At 73.4% G+C, this 19,550-nt stretch carries 15 protein-coding genes; 8 read left to right on the forward strand and 7 right to left on the reverse strand.

What is annotated here, in order from left to right:
* Window positions 1-7: 7 nt before the first annotated feature.
* Window positions 8-1,804 (forward strand): glycoside hydrolase family 15 protein, encoded by a 1,797-nt coding sequence (locus HCJ94_RS08950; RefSeq protein WP_168000491.1) that lies wholly within the window; start codon window positions 8-10, stop codon window positions 1,802-1,804.
* Here HCJ94_RS08950 and HCJ94_RS08955 read toward each other — a convergent pair.
* Both HCJ94_RS08955 and HCJ94_RS08960 read right to left on the reverse strand, forming a co-directional pair.
* Window positions 1,782-2,987 carry a threonine synthase gene (locus HCJ94_RS08955; RefSeq protein ID WP_168000492.1) on the reverse strand — a complete coding sequence of 402 codons (1,206 nt, stop codon included), beginning with the start codon at window positions 2,985-2,987 and terminating at the stop codon, window positions 1,782-1,784. The genes HCJ94_RS08950 and HCJ94_RS08955 overlap by 23 nt on opposite strands.
* Before the next feature lie 27 nt (window positions 2,988-3,014).
* A complete protein-coding gene (locus HCJ94_RS08960; RefSeq protein WP_168000493.1) occupies window positions 3,015-4,058 on the reverse strand; it encodes a DNA polymerase ligase N-terminal domain-containing protein in 1,044 nt (347 codons plus the stop codon).
* Between the two features lie 108 nt (window positions 4,059-4,166).
* Here HCJ94_RS08960 and HCJ94_RS08965 point away from each other — a divergent pair, with 108 nt between their 5' ends.
* The 4 genes from HCJ94_RS08965 (at window position 4,167) to HCJ94_RS08980 (ending at window position 6,928) form a co-directional block, all read left to right on the forward strand.
* On the forward strand, window positions 4,167-4,952 hold the full coding sequence (locus HCJ94_RS08965) for an aldo/keto reductase (protein ID WP_168000494.1): 786 nt from the start codon (window positions 4,167-4,169) through the stop codon (window positions 4,950-4,952).
* A 154-nt stretch (window positions 4,953-5,106) separates the two neighbouring features.
* Window positions 5,107-5,265 carry a hypothetical protein gene (locus tag HCJ94_RS08970; protein WP_168000495.1) on the forward strand — a complete coding sequence of 53 codons (159 nt, stop codon included), beginning with the start codon at window positions 5,107-5,109 and terminating at the stop codon, window positions 5,263-5,265.
* Complete coding sequence (locus HCJ94_RS08975) at window positions 5,265-6,227, forward strand: golvesin C-terminal-like domain-containing protein (protein WP_168000496.1); 963 nt, start codon at window positions 5,265-5,267, stop codon at window positions 6,225-6,227. The genes HCJ94_RS08970 and HCJ94_RS08975 overlap by 1 nt, the downstream gene beginning before the upstream one ends.
* A gap of 113 nt (window positions 6,228-6,340) precedes the next feature.
* Window positions 6,341-6,928 (forward strand): hypothetical protein, encoded by a 588-nt coding sequence (locus HCJ94_RS08980; protein ID WP_168000497.1) that lies wholly within the window; start codon window positions 6,341-6,343, stop codon window positions 6,926-6,928.
* A 52-nt stretch (window positions 6,929-6,980) separates the two neighbouring features.
* Here the strand turns inward: HCJ94_RS08980 and HCJ94_RS08985 are convergent, their stop codons facing one another.
* The gene (locus HCJ94_RS08985; protein ID WP_168000498.1) at window positions 6,981-8,117 is read right to left on the reverse strand and encodes a glycoside hydrolase family 12 protein; all 1,137 of its coding nucleotides are present in this window, start codon (window positions 8,115-8,117) and stop codon (window positions 6,981-6,983) included.
* A 312-nt stretch (window positions 8,118-8,429) separates the two neighbouring features.
* Between HCJ94_RS08985 and HCJ94_RS08990 the strand changes: the two genes are divergently transcribed.
* Both HCJ94_RS08990 and ctaD read left to right on the forward strand, forming a co-directional pair.
* The gene (locus HCJ94_RS08990) at window positions 8,430-9,536 is read left to right on the forward strand and encodes an FAD-dependent monooxygenase (protein ID WP_168000499.1); all 1,107 of its coding nucleotides are present in this window, start codon (window positions 8,430-8,432) and stop codon (window positions 9,534-9,536) included.
* Window positions 9,537-9,711: 175 nt separating this feature from the next.
* On the forward strand, window positions 9,712-11,472 hold the full coding sequence (gene ctaD / locus HCJ94_RS08995) for an aa3-type cytochrome oxidase subunit I (RefSeq protein ID WP_168000500.1): 1,761 nt from the start codon (window positions 9,712-9,714) through the stop codon (window positions 11,470-11,472).
* Between the two features lie 453 nt (window positions 11,473-11,925).
* Here the strand turns inward: ctaD and HCJ94_RS09000 are convergent, their stop codons facing one another.
* Genes HCJ94_RS09000 through HCJ94_RS09015 form a run of 4 tightly spaced genes read right to left on the reverse strand, consistent with a single transcriptional unit; the run spans window position 11,926 to window position 17,782 of the window.
* Window positions 11,926-13,167, reverse strand: a complete 1,242-nt coding sequence (locus tag HCJ94_RS09000; protein WP_168000501.1) for an MFS transporter — start codon at window positions 13,165-13,167, stop codon at window positions 11,926-11,928.
* A 40-nt stretch (window positions 13,168-13,207) separates the two neighbouring features.
* Window positions 13,208-13,789, reverse strand: a complete 582-nt coding sequence (locus tag HCJ94_RS09005) for an isochorismatase family protein (RefSeq protein WP_168000502.1) — start codon at window positions 13,787-13,789, stop codon at window positions 13,208-13,210.
* 11 nt (window positions 13,790-13,800) lie between these two features.
* Complete coding sequence (locus HCJ94_RS09010; protein ID WP_168000503.1) at window positions 13,801-15,087, reverse strand: nicotinate phosphoribosyltransferase; 1,287 nt, start codon at window positions 15,085-15,087, stop codon at window positions 13,801-13,803.
* Window positions 15,088-15,091: 4 nt separating this feature from the next.
* Complete coding sequence (locus tag HCJ94_RS09015) at window positions 15,092-17,782, reverse strand: LuxR C-terminal-related transcriptional regulator (RefSeq protein ID WP_168000504.1); 2,691 nt, start codon at window positions 17,780-17,782, stop codon at window positions 15,092-15,094.
* 199 nt (window positions 17,783-17,981) lie between these two features.
* Here HCJ94_RS09015 and HCJ94_RS09020 point away from each other — a divergent pair, with 199 nt between their 5' ends.
* Window positions 17,982-19,541, forward strand: coding sequence for a hypothetical protein (locus tag HCJ94_RS09020; protein WP_240944064.1), 1,560 nt, complete (start codon window positions 17,982-17,984; stop codon window positions 19,539-19,541).
* The last annotated feature ends 9 nt before the right edge of the window (window positions 19,542-19,550 follow it).

Below are 19,550 nucleotides of genomic sequence, written 5' to 3' on the forward strand. Positions count from 1 at the left end.
GCAGCGGGTGGACCAACCGGCGATCTCCGACTACGGGTTCCTCTCCGACTGCCGCTCCGGGGCGCTGGTCGGCCGGGACGGCTCGGTCGACTGGTGGTGCCCGGACCGGTTCGACGGTCCCGCGGTGTTCGGGCGACTGCTCGACCCCGAGGCGGGGCACTGGTGCCTGGCACCGGTCGCTGCCGGCCGTCCCGGACACCGCGTGGAGCGCGCGTACCGGCCGGACACGCTGGTGCTGCGGACCGTGCACCACACCCCGGAGGGCAGCGTCGCGGTCACCGACGCGCTCGCCGCTGAGCTGGGCGCCCGAGGCCACCGGCTGGGCATGAGCTCGCCGGCGGTGCTGCTGCGTACCGTCGAGGGCCTGTCCGGGCGGGTACGGATGGCGTCGGACTTCGCCCCGCGCCCCGACCACGGCCTGCTCACCCCGTATCTGCACGACCAGCCGGACGGCGCGGTGCTGGCGGTGGCCGGGGCGACGGTGCTGGAGCTGCGCTCGGACGGCCCGCCGCTGCGCGCCGGCCCGGACCGGGTCCGCACCGAGTTCGACGTCGCCGCCGGTGACACCGTCGGCTTCACCGTCGCCTACGGGCGCACGTACGGTGAGCGGCCGGCCCGGCTCGACCCGTCGACCATGATGGCCGAGACGGTGCAGGCGTGGGAGGCGTACCGCGAGACCCACCAGTACGAGGGCCGCTACCGCGACCTGGTGCGGCACAGCGCGGTCGTCCTCACCGGCCTCACGTACACCCGCAGCGGCGCGGTCGCCGCGGCGCTCACCACCTCGCTGCCGGAACGGATCGGCGGCGACCGCAACTACGACTACCGGTACGCCTGGCTGCGCGACTTCTCGATGACACTGCGCGCCCTCTGGGTGGCCGCCTGCCCGTCCGAGGCGTCCCGGCTCTTCGCGTGGGCGGCCCGCTCGATCGGCCGCCCCGGCCCGGAGCCGGTGCCGGTGCTCTTCGGCCTGGAGGGCGAGCGGGACATCTCCGAGCACGACTCGACGCACCTGCGCGGATACGCCGGCAGCCGGCCGGTGCGCTTCGGCAACGACGCCTGGCGGCAGCGGCAGCTCGACGTGCCCGGCGAGATGATCTCGGCGGTGTGGCGGTTGCACCACCTGCTCGGGGATCCCCTCGACGAGGAGCTGCGCGAGATGGTGCTCGGCCTGGCCGATGAGGTCGCCGACACGTGGCACCTGCCGGACCGGGGCATGTGGGAGACCCGGGACGCCGACCGGCACTACGTGTCGTCGAAGGTGCTCTGCTGGGTGGCGATGGACAAGGCCGTCGCGCTGGCTCCCCGGCTGGGCGAACGCGCCGACGCCCGCCGGTGGGCGGCGATCCGGGACGAGATCCGGACCAGCGTGCTGCGCGAGGGGTGGAACGAGACCGTCGGGGCGTACACCGGTGCGTTCGGGTGCCGCGAGATAGACGCCTCCGCGCTGTTCCTGCCGGTGGCGGGGTTCCTCCCGGCCACCGATCCGCGGATGCGCGCCACCATCGAGGTGATCGAGCGCGACCTGGGCACCGACAGCGGGTTGGTCCGGCGTTGGGACACCGACCCCGCCGGATTCCTGCTCTGTTCGTTCTGGCTGGTGGAGTGCCTGGTGCTGGCGGGGGAGCGGGAGCGCGCCGAGGCGCTGTTCGAGCGGGTGGTGGGCCACGCCAACGACGTCGGCCTGCTCAGCGAGCAGATCGACCTGCACACCGGCGCGCAACTCGGCAACACACCGCAGGCGCTCTCGCACATCGGCCTGATCAACGCCGCGTGGCGGCTCACCGACCCGACATCGGACTGAGCACCGGCAGCCCGCCCACGTCCACCGAGTCCGGGTACTTCAGGCCGGCGCCGGTGTTGAGCACCACGACCCGCTCGCCGGCCCGGATCCAGCCACCCGCCCGCAGCTGCCGCGCCGCCGTCAGGCAGGCCGCCCCCTCCGGGCAGAGCAGCAGCCCCTCCCGCGCGGCGAACCCCCGCAGGTCGGCGAGGAGGTCCTCGTCCGCCACGGCGAGGGCCGTGCCCGCGCTCTCCCGCAACGCGGTCAGGATCAGCTCGTCGCCGAGCGGGGCCGGCACGGTGATGCCGAACGCCACGGTGTGCGCGTCGGCCCACGGCTCGGCCCGCTCCGCGCCGGCGGCGAAGGCCCGGACGATCGGCGCGCAGCCGGTCGACTGCACGGCCACCAGGCGGGGCAGCCGGTCGGTGATCCAGCCCAGCTCGCGCAGCTCGTGCAGCGCCTTGTGGATGCCGATCAGGCCGACGCCGCCCCCGGCGGGGTAGACGATCACGTCGGGCACCTGCCACCCGAGCTGCTCGACGATCTCGTACCCCATGGTCTTCTTGCCCTCGAGCCGGTACGGCTCGCGCAGCGTGCCCGCGTCGAAGAGGGCGCCGCCGGCGTCGGCGACCAGCCGTGCGACGTGCCGGCCGGCGTCGCTGATCAGCCCGTCGACCAGCCGCAGGTCGGCCCCGGCGGCGACGCACTCGCGGCGGCAGATGGTGGGCGCGTCCTGCGGCATGACGATGGTCGCACCCAGCCCGGCCCGGGTCGCGTAGGTGGCCCAGGCGGCACCCGCGTTGCCGTTGGTCGGCATGGCGATCCGTTCGACGCCCAGCTCGCGGGCGCGGCTCACCCCGACGGCGGCGCCACGCGCCTTGAACGACCCGGTCGGGGTCAGCCCCTCGTCCTTGACCAGCAGGTCCGGGATGCCGATCTCCGCGCCGTACGCCGGGGCGCGCCACAGCGGCGTCCAGCCCTCGCCCAGCGTGGTGACGTGCCCCGGGTCGGCCACCGGCAGCAGCTCCCGGTACCGCCACAGGTCGGCCGGCCGGAGCCCGAACCGCTCCGGGGTGACCACCTCGGCCACCGCCGCCAGGTCGTAGCGGGCGAACAGCGGGGACCCGCAATCGCACAGGTTCTGCGGCTTGCCGGCGTCGTGCTCCCGGCCGCAGCGTGGACATTCCAGGTGGGTCAGGTACACGGTGCTCCTCGCGTCGTCCGCGGTCGGTCAGCTCGTGTCGATGCTCAGCCAGTGGCGGCTGCGCCGGCCCGGCTCGTACGCCGAGTCGAGGCGCTTGGCCACCACACCCGGCAACCCCTGCTGACGGGCCGTCCGCAGGGACTCGGCGCCGGTGCCGGGGAACCAGGGCGGAGTCTGCCAGTGGGTGCCGCCCAGCGCCAGCCCGTCGAGCAGCTCCCGGCGCTGCGCGTACGGCAGCCCGACGCTGGTCACGCCCTCCAGCCACAGCAGGTCGAACAGCAGGAACTGGGCGTCGGCGGTGGCCCGCCCACCGCGGGCCGGGCGTACCCGACCCGCCTTGTCGATGCGCACCAGGACGCCGTCGAGCACGGCCTCCGTCGGCGCCAGCGTCTCGGCGAGGTCCCGCAGCCACGGGTACGTCCCGGTGATCTCCTCGTCGGTCTCCGACAGCAGCCGCAGCCGGCCGCCCGAGACGTACGCGACCGCCCGGACGCCGTCCCAGCGCAGCTCGTACCCCCACTCCTCCTCGTCGCGGGGCAGCTTCCGCGCCGGTGTGGGGTGCATCGGGCGGACCAGCTCCGGCATGCTCTCCCAGCCCTCCGGCGGCGGGTCGGTGCGCCGGACCATCCAGTCCCGCCCGTCCCGGCCACCGGCGGCGAAGAGCACGTACCGGCCGCTGGTCCGCTCCCCGTCGAGGGTCACGATGACCTCGTCGTTCCGCCACTTCTCGCAGCGGTAGGTTCCCCGGTCGTGGATCGTCATCCGGCCGCCGCCGTACTCCCCGGCGGGGATCTCGCCGGAGAAGTCGAGGTACTCCATCGGGTGGTCCTCGGTGTGCACGGCGAGGTGGTTGCGGCCGGTGTCCCGCGGCAGGCCGCGTGGCACCGCCCAGGAGGCGAGGACGCCGTCGTGCTCCAGCCGCAGGTCCCAGTGCAGGCTGCGGGCGTGGTGCTGCTGGATGACGAAGCGGGCGCCGTCCGGGCCACCCGCCTCCGGGGCCCGCTCCGGCACGGGTTCGGGGGTACGCGCAGCGTCCCGTTTGCGCCGGTACTCCTCCAGCCGGTCAGCCACATCCGCATTCTCCGGCACCGGGGCGGATTCCGCCCGGGGTCGGCCCGGTCGGGGGTGTGGGTCCGGTTGGCCGGTGTGCCGGGGGCGATCACGGGTAGAACCGTCGGTATGGATCTCGACCAGCCCACCGTCCTGCTCTCCGGCGAGGTGCGGATACCCCTGCTCGGCTTCGGTACGTGGCAGATCACCGGACCGGCGGCGTACGAGGCGGTGCTGGCCGCCCTCGACGCCGGTTACCGGCACATCGACACCGCCACCATGTACGGCAACGAGGAGGAGATCGGTCGGGCGGTCGCCGAGAGCGGCCTGCGCCGGGAGGACGTCTTCATCACCACGAAGCTGCCGCCGGCGCGGGTCGGCCGGGAGCAGGAGACGATCGAGGCGAGCCTGCGCGCGCTCGGCACGGACCACGTCGACCTGTGGCTGCTGCACTGGCCGCCGTCGAACCCGGCGGACAGCATCCCGGTGTGGCGGGAGATGCTCGCCGCCCGGGACGAGGGCCTGGTCCGCACGGTCGGGGTCAGCAACTTCAGCACCGCCCAGATCGACGAGCTGATCCAGGCCACTGAGGAGACCCCGGCGGTCAACCAGATCCGGTGGAGCCCGTCGCTGTACGACCGGCAGCGCCACCGGGACCACCGGGACCGGGGCGTCGTGCTGGAGGGCTACAGCCCGTTCAAGACCAGCGACCTGACCGACCCGGTTCTGGTCCGGATCGCGGCCGCGCACGGCGTCTCACCGGCCCAGGTGGTGCTCCGTTGGCACATCGACCACGAGATCGTGGCGATCCCGAAGAGCGTGACGCCGGAGCGGATCCGTACCAACGCCGACGTCTTCGACTTCTCCCTCACCGCCGAGGAGATGCGCGACATCGACGCGCTCGGCGGCTCCTGACCTCCCTCGGCCCACGGGGTTCTGGGCCGGCGCGTGCCCTCGATGGCGAAAACTTTCACCCCAAACATGGGTGCCGAAGGGTATCGACATCGACGAACGTTGCAGGGTAGCGTCACGGCCATTAATCGATCCTCGTAGTTTTCTGGAGGACGCCATGGCCCCTGCCCGTCCCGTCCGTCTGCGCCGCCGAGGTCTGCTCGGCGTGCCGGCGCTGGTGGCCGCCGCCGCGGTCGCCGTCGCCGCCCGGCCGGCGCCCGCGGTCGCCGCGCCGAAGAAGCTCGAGTGCCTCGCCGACCTGCTCCAGGAGTCCTGATGGCGACCATCCCCTGGTTGGCGGACGTGCTGCGGGGCGCAGGAATCCAGGTCGTGACCCACGGCGACTGGCTCAACCGCATGCGGCCGGGAAGCTTCAGCCCGATCGGCGTGCTCTGGCACCACACGGCCGCGACCTCCAGCGCCACCAACCCGCACCCGGCGCTCAACATCTGCATCAACGGCCGGTCCGACCTGCCCGGCCCGCTCTGCCAGGCGTTGGTCGACTACCACGGCGTCTTCCACGTCATCTCCGCCGGCCGCTGCAACCACGCCGGCACCGCCCGGGCGAGCGGACCGATCCCCGCCGGCGACGGCAACACCATGTTGATCGGCTGGGAGATCGACTACAACGGGGTCAACCAGGAGATGACGGCGGCGCAGTACAACGCCTCCGTCGCCGCCACCGCCGCCGTGCTCAAGCAGCTGGGCAAGGACGCCAGCTACGCCCGCGGGCACCGGGAGACCAGCACTACCGGCAAGATCGACCCGTCCTTCGTCGACCTGAACGTGATGCGCTCCGACGTCGCGGCGAAGATGGCCGGTGGCACGGCGTGGAGCGCCATCGTCGACAACAGCACCGCCGGCCGGTTCACCGCGAGCGCCAGCTGGGGCGTCTCGTCGTACTCCGCCCAGCGCTACGGGGCCGACTACCGCTACGCCGACCCCGTCGCCGCCAGCGACGCGGCCTGGTACAAGTTCAACGTCCCGGCGACCGCGAGCTACCGGGTGGAGGCCTGGTGGCCGGCGGTGTCCGGCTACAACGCCGGCACGCCGTACATCATCGCGACGACGACCGGCAACCAGACCGTCTACGTCGACCAGCGGGTGAACGGCGGGCAGTGGCGCAACCTCGGCACCTTCACCCTCCCGGCGGGCGACGCCAACCGGGTGGCGGTGAGCCGGTGGAGCGGTTCCGCCGGATACGTCATCGCCGACGCCGTTCGGCTGACCCGGGTCTGACCCCGGGAGGGCCGCGCCGGGAGCGGCCAGCGGGTGGTGGCCGCGAGTGGGGCGGCGGATGCCGGGTGACATGCCCTAGGGTCGGCGGGCCGGTCCCTCCACGAAGGAGCATCGTGATTCGACTCCGCGGCATCCTGACCGTCGCCGGCGCCGCCGTGGCGGCCACGGCGGCGCTGCCGGCCACCCCCGCCGCCGCCGACACCGTCGACCGGTACGCGCATGCGCACTTCGACGGTGCCGGCAGCATGTTCGTCGACGTGCACCGTCCGGCCACCGGCGTCACCACCGTGGACGTCGAGTGGCAGGACAGCACCTGCGGCCCGGTCGGCGACCTCTACGTGTGCGACAGCGTCTCCCGGCGCGCGTACGACGTCCCGGTCACCCGCTTCGCGTTCTCGCTGAGGGAGGCGAAGCTGGCCGCGACCGTGCCGTACCAGGAGACCCGTCGGCACTGCGAGTTCGTCGACGAGACCGAGAACTGCACCGAGGAGACCGGCGCCGGCACGACCACGCTGCAAGTGACCTGGACGGCCATCGCCGAGCCCTACCGCGAGCGGTGGACCGGCGAGGACGGCACCGTCTACATCTCCACCAGGAGCGACACGTCGGTGTCCGGCAGCGGCTTCGGCAGCACCTACGACGACCCGCCGGGCACCTTCGGCGTGCTGAGCCGGGTCCGGACCATCCCGCCGGCCGCCTGACCACGGGCCGGGGTGCCGCGTCGGGACGATGCGGCACCCCGGCCCGTGGGCCTCAGGACCGGGTGCAGGCCGCTCCGTTGAGGGTGAAGCTGGTCGGGGAGGAGTACGCCCCGCTCAGCGTCCCCTGGTAGCCGAAGCTGGCCGTGCCGCCCGGCGCGATCGAGCCGTTCCAGCTCACGTTCCGCGCGGTCACCGACGACCCGCTCTGGGTCACCGTGGCGTTCCAGGAGTTGGTCACCGTCTGCCCGGCGGGCAGCGTGTACGCGAGCGTCCAGCCGTTGATCGCGCTCGACCCGGTGTTGGTGATCCGCACGTCGGCCGTGAAGCCGTTGCCCCACGAGTTCGGCGTGTACGTCACCGCGCACCCGCTGCCGCCCGGCGGCGGCGTGGTCGGCGGCGGGGTCGTCGGCGGGGGTGTGGTCGGGTTGCCGCCGCCGTTGACCGAGGCGGAGAAGTTGGTGACGGCCAGCCCGACACCGCCCTGCCAGGGCTCGAAGCCGGCCTGGATGCTGGTCAGGTACCACGAGTTGGTGATCGCGCCCCGGTTGCGGACGTCGTTGATGAAGTCCAGGACGCTGAAGCTGAGACTGCTGATCGCCGACGGCGCCACGTACGAGACGACGTTGTTGGAGCCGTTGCTGCCCCGCCAGACCTCCCAGGTGCGTCCGGCGAGGCTGGCGGTGCCGACCGGCGACCCGATGGGCTGGATCGAACCCTGGCGGTTGAGCCAGATCATGATCTCCATCTGGTTCACCCCGTCCCGCTTGGGCGAGGGGTCGAGCCAGATGTCGTACGAGGCGTTGTAGGTCGCCCCGCTGACGTAGCGGTAGGTGATGCTGCTGTTGGCGCTGCTGATCTGGCTGACCTGGATGGGCAGGTTGGTGCCGGGGGAGCAGTTCGTGTAGTGGCAGCCGATGAAGATCGACGGGTACGCCGTCGGCGCGCCGTTGGTGGGGTTGCTGCCGTCCTGCCTGGTGATCTCGAAGCCGGTGTCGGTGACGGTGATGCACTGCTGGGCGCTGGTGCCCCAGCGGTTGTTCTGCACCACGTACCGGCCCTGGATGGTGGTCGAGCCGTACTGCTCGCAGATCTGGGTGTCGGCGGAGGCGGTGCCGCCGAGGGCCACGGCGACGATCGACCCGGCGGCCAGCAGGGTCGCGGCCGCGAGGGCCCGGAGTGGACGTTTCATGGTGCTCCTCAGTCGTCGCCGCCGGGTGGCGCCGGGCGGGTGGTGGGTCACGGGCGGGTTCGGGAGCGCTCCCACGCTAGTCGACACATTTACATCTCTGAAACCCTTGCGCAACAGGATGGGGGTATTAAGACGGAAAGTGAGGTTTGTCACGTGAGCGACGAGCGGCCCGCTGGTGGATCGTCCGGGCAACCGGCGCGCGCGGAAAGGGGTTGCCCCGAGGGGACCGATCGACTCTGGTGTGCGTCGATTGCGCCGAGTAGTGTCTTGCCTCCAACGCGTGCCGAACCCCCTCCGGAGGCGTACACCACCATGGGTGGCTCCCCCCTGCGCATCCTCGTCGTCGGCGCGGGCATCGCCGGCCTCGCCGTGGCCCGGGCGCTGCGGATGGCAGGCTTCCGGCCCGACGTCACCGAGAAGCTCCCCGCCGGCGAACTCCCGGACACCGGTCTCTACCTGCCCGGCAACGCCGCGCGGGCGCTGCGCCGGCTCGACCTCGACGGGCCGGTCCGGCCCCTCGGGCAGGTGATCCACCGGCAGTACTTCCTCGACGCCTCGGGCACGCCGCTCTGCGAGGTCGACCTCGACACGCTGTGGGCCGGCGTCGGGGAGTGCCGGGCGCTGCTCCGGGCCGAGCTGCACCGGGTGCTGCTCACCGGCGCCGGGGGCGCTGTGCGGCACGGCGCCGAGATCCGCGGCATCGACCTGCTGCCGCGGAGCGTCGGCGTCACGTTCGTCGACGGCACCGCCACCGAGTACGACCTGGTGATCGGCGCGGACGGGCCCCGCTCCTCGATCCGTACGCTCGCCTCACTCGGGGGCCCGCCGCGCCCCACCGGGCAGGTGGTGTACCGCGGCGTGGTGCGGGACGGGCCGCCCGTCCGCGAGTGGACCGCGCTGCTCGGGCAGCGGGCCGGTTTCCTGATCATCCCCATCGGGGCCGGGCGGCTGCACTGCTACGCGGACGAGACGGGCACCGAGGCGCCGGTCGACGCGGTGGCCCGGCTGCGGGAGCTCTTCGGCGACTACGGCGGTCCCGTGCCCGAGGTGCTGGACTGCCTGGACCACGTGCACGTCGGCGTCACCGACGAGGTCGAGCTGGGCCGGTGGCATCGGGGACGGGTGCTGCTGGTCGGTGACGCCGCGCACGCCACCGCACCGACTCTCTCCCAGGGCGCGGCGATGGCGCTGGAGGACGCCGTCGTGCTCGCCGAGTCGCTGAAGGCGGCCGGCAGCGTCGAGGCGGCGCTGACGGCGTACGAGAGTCGTCGTCGTCCGCGTACCCGATGGGTGCGGGACCGGACCCGGGACCGCAACCGGACCCGCGACGTGCCGCCCGCGCTGCGCGATCCGCTGCTGCGCGGGCGCGGCGGACGCATCTTCGGCGAGCACTACCGGCTGCTGCTGGGGCCCCTGTGACGGCAGCCGGGGCCGTTCCCGGTGGGCGCGGGCGCGGTCCGGCGTGCCGGGTGGCGCAGGTTACCCGACCACCCCACGCGGCGCTGCCACCTGCCGGGGACTATCCTCCTTGCGGATGACGGCCCGCAGACAACAACGCGTGCCGAGCGGGACAACCCAGAACCGGAGGCCACTCGTGACCACCGTCGCACCCAAGCCGGTCGTGACCCGGCCCTGGCCGGTCCGAGCACCGGTCAAGGGGTCGGCCATCGCGCGGCTGCTGCGGACCACGGACGCGAAGCAGATCGGGATCATGTACATGGTCACCGCGTTCGCGTTCTTCATGATCGGCGGCCTGATGGCCCTGATCATGCGGGCCGAGCTGGCCCGGCCCGGGCTGCAGTTCCTGTCGCCCGAGCAGTACAACCAGCTCTTCACCATGCACGGCACGATCATGCTGCTGTTCTTCGCGACGCCGATCGTGTTCGCCTTCGCGAACTACATCGTGCCGATCCAGATCGGCGCGCCGGACGTCTCCTTCCCGCGACTGAACAGCTTCGCCTACTGGCTCTACCTGTTCGGTGGGTCGATGGCGACGCTGGGCTTCATCACGCCGGGTGGCGCCGCGGACTTCGGCTGGTTCGCCTACACGCCGCTGAGCAGCGTCGAGCACTCGCCGGGCGTCGGCGCGAACATGTGGATCGTCGGCCTGGCCATCTCCGGTCTGGGCACCATCCTCGGCGCGGTCAACATGATCACGACGATCCTGACCCTGCGCGCGCCCGGCATGACCATGTTCCGGATGCCGATCTTCACCTGGAACATCCTGGTCACCAGCCTGCTGGCGATCCTGGTCTTCCCGCTGCTGGCCGCCGCGCTGTTCGCGCTCGCCGCCGACCGCCTGATGGGCGCCCACGTGTACGACCCGGCGACCGGCGGGCCGATGCTGTGGCAGCACCTGTTCTGGTTCTTCGGCCACCCCGAGGTGTACATCGTCGCGCTGCCGTTCTTCGGCATCGTCTCCGAGGTCATCCCGGTCTTCTCCCGCAAGCCGATCTTCGGCTACAAGGGCCTGGTCGCCGCGACCATCGCCATCGCCGCCCTGTCGATGAGCGTGTGGGCGCACCACATGTTCGCCACCGGCCAGGTGCTGCTGCCGTTCTTCAGCTTCCTGAGCTTCCTGATCGCCGTCCCCACTGGCATGAAGTTCTTCAACTGGATCGGCACCATGTGGCGGGGCCAGATCAGCTTCGAGTCGCCGATGCTGTTCTCGATCGGCTTCCTCGTCACGTTCCTCTTCGGCGGTCTCACCGGCGTGCTGCTGGCCAGCCCTCCGCTGGACTTCCACGTGTCCGACTCGTACTTCGTGGTGGCCCACTTCCACTACGTGCTCTTCGGCACGATCGTGTTCGCGGTGTTCGCCGGCATCTACTTCTGGTTCCCGAAGATGTTCGGCCGGATGCTCGATGAGCGCCTCGCCAAGGTGCACTTCTGGCTCACCATGATCGGCTTCCACACCACGTTCCTGGTGCAGCACTGGCTGGGCAACGAGGGCATGCCGCGGCGGTACGCGGACTACCTGCCGACCGACGGCTTCACCACGCTGAACATGATCTCCACGATCGGCGCGTTCATCACCGGTATCTCGACCCTGCCGTTCATCTACAACTGCTGGAAGTCGTACAAGGCCGGCCCGGTGGTCGAGGTCGAGGACCCGTGGGGCCACGGCAACTCGCTGGAGTGGGCGACCACCTCGCCGCCTCCGCTGCGGAACTTCGACCGGATGCCGCGGATCCGCTCCGAGCGGCCGGCGTTCGACTACAAGTTCCCGGAGCTGGCCGCCGGTGGCCAGTCGCTGGCCGGCCCGCCGGAGGGCGGCGCCAAGCCGCTGACCAGCGAGTCCGACGGTGGCGCCAGCTACCAGGAGGACGTCGCGAGCGACATCGACCGCCGCTGACGGTCCGCGTCTCGCACGACGGGCGCCGCCCCCGGGGATCCGGGCGCGGCGCCCGTCGCCGTTCCCGTGGCGGTGCGGGCTGAACGGGGCCGCCGGGAGTGATCCACTCGGCTTCCGTGAAGTCGGGCCATCGTCCGCACTTGGATACCGCGACTTCAAGGATATCGAGTGGATCAGTCCACCCCGTGACGGCGGCATGGGGGTGATCCGGGGTCAGGGAAACCGCGATGCCGGCGGCATCGAGTTGACCAATGCGGCCGTCCGGTGGATCACGACCCGATGTCGGGCGACCCGGGCCCGGCACCCCGGGCCGGGCGACCCGCCCGCATGCCCGCCTGCGCTGGCGGGCGTGAGCACAACCAGCCCGGTCGCGCGGTCCGCCGCCTGCACACCCGCCCCTGGCACCAGACCGCTCGCATCCGCGCCGGGCGGGGCCAGGGGGGCGGTCGCCGGTCAGGCGGCGGCGAGTTCGGGCTCCGGCTCGGGCGTGGCCTCGGCGGCCTCGGCGGCCCGGCGGCGCAGCTCGACCGGGAGCACGGCCAGGGCGACCAGCGCGCCGATGGCGCCGGTGACCGCGAAGCCCCAGGCGGGCGCGGACGCGTCGATGACCGCCCCGGCCAGCGGTGCGCCGACCGCGATGCCGATCGTGATGGCCGAACCGTGCAGGCCCATCGCCTCGCCGCGCGCCCCGGCGGGTGCCAGCCGGCTGACCTCGTCCGAGGTGGCGGCGATGGTCGGCGCGCACAGCAGCCCGGCCGGGATCAGCGCCAGGCAGAGCAACCACCAGTGGGAGCCGCCCAGCCCCACCGGGATGGTGGCGACGCTGAGCGCCGCCATCAGCGCGAGCGGGGACCAGGAGCGGGTGACCGCGCCGTACGCGAAGCCGCCGACCAGCGAGGCGACCGCCCACATGGCGAGCACCACCCCGGTGTAGCCGACCTCGCCGCCGTCCCGCAGCACCGCGATCACGGCCACGTCGGTGCCGCCCAGTACGAGGGTGGCGGCGGTGCTCGCGGCGAGTACGGCGAGCATCCGCGGCGTGAGCCATTCGCGCCGGGCCACCTTCCGCTGCGGCCCGACCGCCTCGCCGGCGCCGCGTACCGGGGGATTGAGCAGCCAGAGCCCGGCGCCGGCGGCGACGATGCCGGCGCCCACCAGGTAGAGGGTGGTCCGGGCGGAGATGGCGGTGACCGCGACCGTGGCGAGCGCGGGGCCGACCATGAACGACAGCTCCACCGACATCGAGTCCAGCGCGTACGCGGGACGGCGCCGGTCCGGCGGGACCAGGGCCGCGATGGACTGCCGGATCACCGAGAAGATCGGCAGCGCCAGCGAGCCGGCGAGGAAAGCGGCCGGCAGGAGCAGCGCGTACGACAGCATCGGCGCGGTGGACCAGAAGACCGCCTCGGCGACGCCGGTCAGCACGAGCACCGGGCGCAGGCCCCGCCGGTCCACCAGACGCCCGAGCAGCGGGCCGCCGATGGCCGCGCCGACGGTGATCGCGGCGCCGACCAGCCCGGCGGCGCCGTACCCCCGGCCGAGGTCCTCGACGACGAAGAAGGTCAGCGTCACCCCGGTCGCGGTGAGCGGGACCCGGGCGAGGACCGCCACCAGCAGCAGCGACCGGAGACCGGGCAGGGCGAGCGCCTCCCGGTAAGCCTTGATGTTCACGACGGTCCGTACCTCCGCGGACATCCTCGGCCGGGGGTACGACAACCGCCAAAGATTTACCGGGTCATGCGGCCCTGATCACAGGCTTTCCCCGGGTGGTGATCCCGGCGCCCTCGAACGCGCGCAGCGCCACGTCGGTCGTGTCCGGGGCGACACCGGCGGTCAGGTCCAGCAGCACCGTGGTGTCGAACCCCTCCTCGAAGGCGTCCACGGCGGTGGCGCGGACGCAGTGGTCGGTGGCGATCCCCACGATCTCCACCCGGTCGACGTCGTGCCGCCGCAGCCAGTCGGCGAGGCACTCGCCGCCGTCGGTGTGCCCCTCGAAGCCGGAGTACGCGGCCGCGTGCTCGCCCTTGTGGAAGATCGCCTCGATCCGGTCGGTGGCGAGGTCGGGGTGGAACTCCGAACCGGGGGTGCCCACCACGCAGTGCCGGGGCCACGTGTCGACGAAGTCCGGTGGATCGCCGAAGTGGGAGCCCGGGTCGACGTGGTAGTCCTTCGTGGCGACCACGTGGTCCCAGCGGTTCGGCTCGGTGGCGAGCAGCCGGCTGATGCCGGCCGCGACGGCGGCCCCGCCTCCGACGGCCAGCGAGCCGCCCTCGCAGAAGTCGTTCTGCACGTCCACGATGATCAACGCGTTGCCCATGTGACGTCCCTTCAATCGGCCGGCAAGACGGTGACCGGGATGGCCGGGTCACCGGCGGAGAGCTTCAGCCCCTCCCAGGGGATCGAGATCAGGCACTGCCGCAGGTGCTCCCGGGACTCGTCCAGCGTCGGCTGGGCGATCGGCTCCCCGCCGACGACGTACGACCGCTGGAGCAGCCGGTCGTGCGGCCGCCGGTCCGGCACGCCCTGCGGCACGACCACCTCCTCGGTGGCGGTGCCCGTCGGCTTGTGGCGGCGCACCGCCACCTTGCGCCCCCCGATGGTGGCCTTCTGCTCGGAGCGCTTGACGACCGGGCGGCCGTCGACCTCGACGAGCTTGTAGACAAGGCCGGCCGTGGGGGCGCCGGAGCCGGTGACCACGGCGGTGCCGGCCCCGTACATGTCCACCGGTTCCGCGGCGAGCGCGGCGATGGCGTACTCGTCGAGGTCGCCGGACACGATGATCTTCGTCTCGGTGGCGCCGAGCGAGTCGAGCAGCTCGCGGGACTGCTGGGCCATGACGGCCAGGTCGCCGGAGTCGATCCGGACGGCGCGCAGGTCCGGCCCGGCCACCGCGATGGCGTTGCGGATGCCCTGGCTGATGTCGTACGTGTCGACCAGCAGCGTGGTGTTCTTGCCCAGCGTGGCGACCTGCGAGGCGAACGCGGCCCGCTCGTCGTCGTGCAGCAGGGTGAACGCGTGCGCGGCGGTGCCCGCGGTGGGGATCCCGTAGCGCTGCCCGGCCGCCAGGTTGGAGGTGAACCGGAATCCGGCCAGGTACGCCGCCCGCGCCGCCGCGACCGCCGCCTCCTCGTGGGCCCGCCGGGAGCCCATCTCGATGAGGGTGCGCCCCCGGGCCGCGGTGACCATCCGCGCGGCCGCCGCGGCGACGGCGCAGTCGTGGTTGAGCACCGACAGCACCAGCGTCTCCAACACCACGCACTGGGCGAAGGTGCCCGACACGGTGAGGATCGGCGAACCGGGGAAGAACAGCTCACCCTCGGCGTACCCGTCGACGTCGCCGGTGAAGCGGTAGTTGGTGAGCCACTCCGCGGCGGCCTCGTCCACGACCCCGGTGCGCCGCAGGAAGTCGACCTCGTCGGCGTCGAAGCGGAAGTCGCGGATCATGTCGACCAGCCGCCCCGTCCCGGCGACCACGCCGTACCGGCGGCCGGTGGGCAACCGGCGGCTGAACACCTCGAACACGCAGTGGCGGTCGGCGGTGCCGTCGCGGAGGGCGGCGCTGACCATCGTCAGCTCGTAGTGGTCGGTCAGCAGTGCGGGGCGAAGGGCGGTCACCGCCTCAGCCTAGGGTTTGGCCCGGATCAGCGCCGTCGTGGCCCGGGATCGCCCGCAGCGCCGCCCCCAGCTCGGCCCGCCCGGTCACACCGAGCTTGCTGTAGATGCGCTGGAGGTGGTTCTCCACGGTGCGCGCGGAGAGGTAGAGCTGCTGGGCGATGACGCGGCTGGTGGCGCCGGTGGCCGCGAGCCGGGCCACCTGCCACTCCCGGTGGCTCAGCGTCGGCGTCCCGGCGCGCAGCGCGGGGGTGTTGACCTGGCCGCAGCGCCCGAGCAGGGCGGCCAGCCGCTCCCGGGCGGTGGTGGCCCCGGGCGCCCGCCGGTCCCGCAGGAGGTGCAGCGCCGTCGCCGTGGCCTCGGCGGCCCAGACGGTCAGGTCCAGCTCGGCGAAGGCCTCGGCGATCGCGAGCAGATCCTCCGCGGCGCCGTCGGCCACCGCCCGGGCGTGCCGGGCCAGCAGCGGCGGCAGCATCCCGTCGACCTGCTCGGACAGCTCGGCCAGGCGCTGCGCGACGGTCCGCCGGCTCCCGTCGGAGCAGGTCGGCCCGAGCGGTGCGGTGGCCTGGTCCAGGCGGACCAGGTCGTGGAGCACGTGGACCTCGTGTCCGGCGAAGCCGTCGGTGCGCAGTCGCTCGGCCAGGTCCGCCAGGTGCTTGACCGCGCCGGGCAGGTCCCCGCCGGCCGCCAGGACCGCCCCGCGGGCCTGCTCCAGCCACGGGTAGAGCACCGCCATGCCGCGCGCGTGCGTGCGGTCGGCCTCGGCCATCGCCTCGGCGGCCTGCTCCGCGTCGCCGCGCAGCGCCGCGGCCTGGGCCCGCTCGGCCTGCGCCAGACCGGCGTAGACCCGGCTGGTGGCCAGGACGGCGCACGCGCCCAGGCTGGTCCGCAGCGCGGTGTCGCTCTCGCCGCGCAGCCGGGCCGCGTACGCCTGGAGGATCGCCAGGTAGCCGGTGCCGAGCCGGAAGTCCCCCGCGCCGGCCAGGTCGGCGAACTCGTCGGCCACGATGGCGTCGATGCCGGGGAGGTCCCCGGCGAGCGCGAGCCGGGTGCCCCGGGCCAGCTCCAGCGCCAGTTGCAGGTACGGCATGTCCGCCCGCCAGTGGCCGGCCGCCGCCTGGACCAGCTCGATGGCCACGGCGCTGCGGCGCAGCTGCCCCTGCACCGTGTGCAGGTAGGCGATGGTGCACCGGGCCAGCTCCCGCGCGGCCACGCTGGCGGCGGGCCGGTCCAGCACGGTCTGCCCCAACCGCAGCGCGGCGCCGGTGTCCATGCGGTGCAACCGCATGATGGCCTCGAAGGCCAGCACGCGGGCCTGGGCGGCGGAGTCCCCCAGCTCGGCGCCCCGGGCGGCGACCTCCTCCACCGTGGACTCCCGGCTGAGCCCCCAGTAGCTGACCATGCCGCGTACGGTGAGCCACCGGCTGCGCCGCTGGTCGTCGGCCAGGTCGGCCGCGACCGCGTCGAGCACCTCGATCGCCTCGTCCGGCCGGTCGGCGAACATGAGGATGGTGGCCAGCAGCTCCGCGGCGTCGAACCCGCCGCCGGCGTCGAGCGCCGCGCGGGCGAGCCGCGTCGCCAGCGGCACGTCGTAGCGGGTGAACGCCTGCACCGCGGCGCCGAGCAGCATCCGCTCGTCCTGTGCGGTGCCCGACTCCAGCCGCCAGACGGCGACCCGCAGCAGGTCGTCACGGCGGCGCGTGCCGACCTCCTCCAGCAGTTGCGCGAGGCGGGCCTGCAAACGGCGGGTGCGGCTGACCGGGCACTGTCGACGCATCACCTCCCCGTACAGCGGGTGAGCCAGGCGCACGTCGAGCCGCCGGTCGTCGCGGACCACGGTGATGAGACCCCGTTCCTCGGCGGTCTCCACGTCGGCCGGTTCGACGGCCTGCCCGAGCAGGTGCAGGCCGAGCGGTTCGCCGAACGCGACCAGCTCGACCACCCCCCGGACCTCCGGGGTGAGCTGACCGATCCGGGTGTCGATCAGGTCGGTGAGGCTCGGCGCCAGCTCGAGCCGGCCGGTCCACGTCCACACCCCGTACGTGCTGGTCAGCTCCCCGGTCCCGGAGGCGGCGTGGACGAGTTCGCGCAGCAGCAGCGGGTTGCCGGCGGAGAGCCGCCAGAGCCGGTCGGCGGAGCCGGCGTCGACCGGCCCGTCCAGGATCGCGGCGAGGAGCCCGGCGGTGTCGGCCGGCTCCATCGGGCTCAGCTCGGCGTGGTCGACCAGGTCGTCGGTCCACAGTGCGCGGATCGGCAGCGGGATCTGCTCGCCGTTGCGGAGGGTGCCGATCACGGTCGCGTTATCGGACCGGGCGACGAGGTGCACCAGTGCGGCGGACGGCGGGTCGAGCAGGTGCGCGTCGTCGACGGCGAGCACGATGCGGCGGCCGGCCGCCTGCTGTTGCAGCACGTCCACCGCCCAGCGCAGGACGCCGGCCGGCGACAGTCCCTGCGGCTGGTCGGCGGGGAGGACCTGGACCAGCCCGCCGAACGGCAGCGCGGCGGTGGTGGCGCTCGCCGCGACGTACCAGACCGCGTACCGGTCGCGCGGCAGGGCGTCCACGCCTTCGCGGAGCAGCCGGCTCTTGCCGATGCCGGCGCTGCCGCTGAAGAACAACCCCCGCCCGTCGACGCTCCTCACCGCCGACAACAGACGGTTGAGCTCGTGTGTACGACCGACGAATCTCCACCGACTCATCCGCGCAGCATATCGACGGAATTCCGTATGCGTGCACTCCGTCACGCAGCGAAGTTGAGTAACCTGGTCGTTACCGCTGAGTAGATCGGGTGTTCCGACTCCGTTCCGGGTCGCCCTTACTCTTCCGGCATCCGGTCAACAACCGGACAGTTCCACGTGGCCGGCGCCGCCGGTCACCAGCACTGGGAGGCCGCCTGTGATGCCGGGTCCGCTCCCCGCGGTCGACATGTCGGGCGATCCTTACGGCGCCGCCGACCTGCCCCGCGGCCGGCCACTGCCCAGCCGGCAGGGCGCGCCCGCGCCCGGTGCCGAGGAGCCGCTGGCAGTGGTGGCCGCCGGCCCCGCCGGCGCGGGGCGGGCCGAGGTGCTCGCCGCGCTGCTACGGCTGGATCCCGCCATGCTCGCGGTGCCCGCCGGCAGTTGGCTGGTCGTCCGCCACGCGCGGGTACCGAGCCGGGCCGCGTACGTGCCCGGCTACCGACAGCCGCACTCGTACGGTGCCGACCGGCTGGCCGCCGGGCCGGCGCTCGCCCGCCCGCCGCGCCGGGTGGAGCTGTGCGTGTCGGAGCCGCTGCTGCGGCACTTCGCCCTGGTGGACACCCCGGACACCGGCAGCCTCGGTGTCCCCGGCGGCCGGGTGCTGCTGGAGGCGGCGGGCCGCGCCGGCGCGGTGCTCTTCGTGATCGCCGCCGACCAGGCGTTCACCGCGGCCGAGTTGCACCTGCTCGCCGATCTCGCCGCCGCGCGGGTCGAGGTCTTCTTCGCCGTGACGCCGGGCGCGGGTGGCTGGTGCCCGCCCGACGGCGGGTCGACGACGGAGGACACGGGGGCGTCCGTCCGTGCGGCCGACGCCGGGTCCACCGGGCCGTCGGCGGTCGCCCCGGTGGACCCGGCCGCCGTCACCGTGGCGGCGCACCGGGCCGCACTGCTCGCCGCGGTGCCCGGCCTCGCCCGTGCCCGGTGGTTCCCGGTCAGCCCCGGCGACGCCGACGACCTGCGGCGGGGGCTGGTGGGCTGGGCCGCCGACGAGGGGCTGCGGCGGGCTAGCGCCACGCCGCCGGTGCTGCCCGGGGCGCACGGTCGGGTGCCGGTGCTGCCGGAGCCGGGGCCGTGGTCCGACCAGCTCGACCGGCGGGCCCGTTCGGCCGCGCGGCGCATCCGCCAGCATCTGGCCCTGGAGCTGGCGAACATCCACCTGCGGGTGGTGCAGGAGATCGTCTTCGGGGTCGGCTGCGCCGGCCTCCCGCACCTGCTCGACCGCGAGATGGAGGCCCTGTCGCTGCTGGCCACCGCGCAGTGCGACCAGGCCGTCCGCACCATGGTCGACGAGGCGGCCGGGCGGGTGTTCGGCGCGCCGCTGGCGCCGGGTGTCCGCCGGCGGATCGCCAACGCGGTGCGGTGGGGCGTGGCCGACCACCGCTCGGGCGAGGAACTGGACCGGGTTCTCCTTGTGACCAGCACCGGTGGGGTGGCCGGCCTGACCGGCGCCGGCGCGATCGACGCGCTGACCGGCTATCCCGGGGGCTTGCGGGACGAGGTGCTTCCTCCGGTGGCGGTGGCCCTCTCCGGCGGCTGCTGGCAGCACTGGCGCAGCCCCGGCAACGACGACCCGAACGCCGCGCGGGCGTGGGCCCAGCGCGCGCTGCGGGAGGTCGAGCTGGAGCTGACCCGCGAGGTGACCCGGCGGTTCGAGGTGATCCGCCTCTCGCTGGACGCGGTGCTCTCCGATGCGGTCGACCACGGCATCCTGCTCGCCTGATGCCGGTGC

The organism is Micromonospora thermarum (assembly GCF_012034245.1).
GTDB classification, from domain to species: domain Bacteria; phylum Actinomycetota; class Actinomycetes; order Mycobacteriales; family Micromonosporaceae; genus Micromonospora; species Micromonospora thermarum.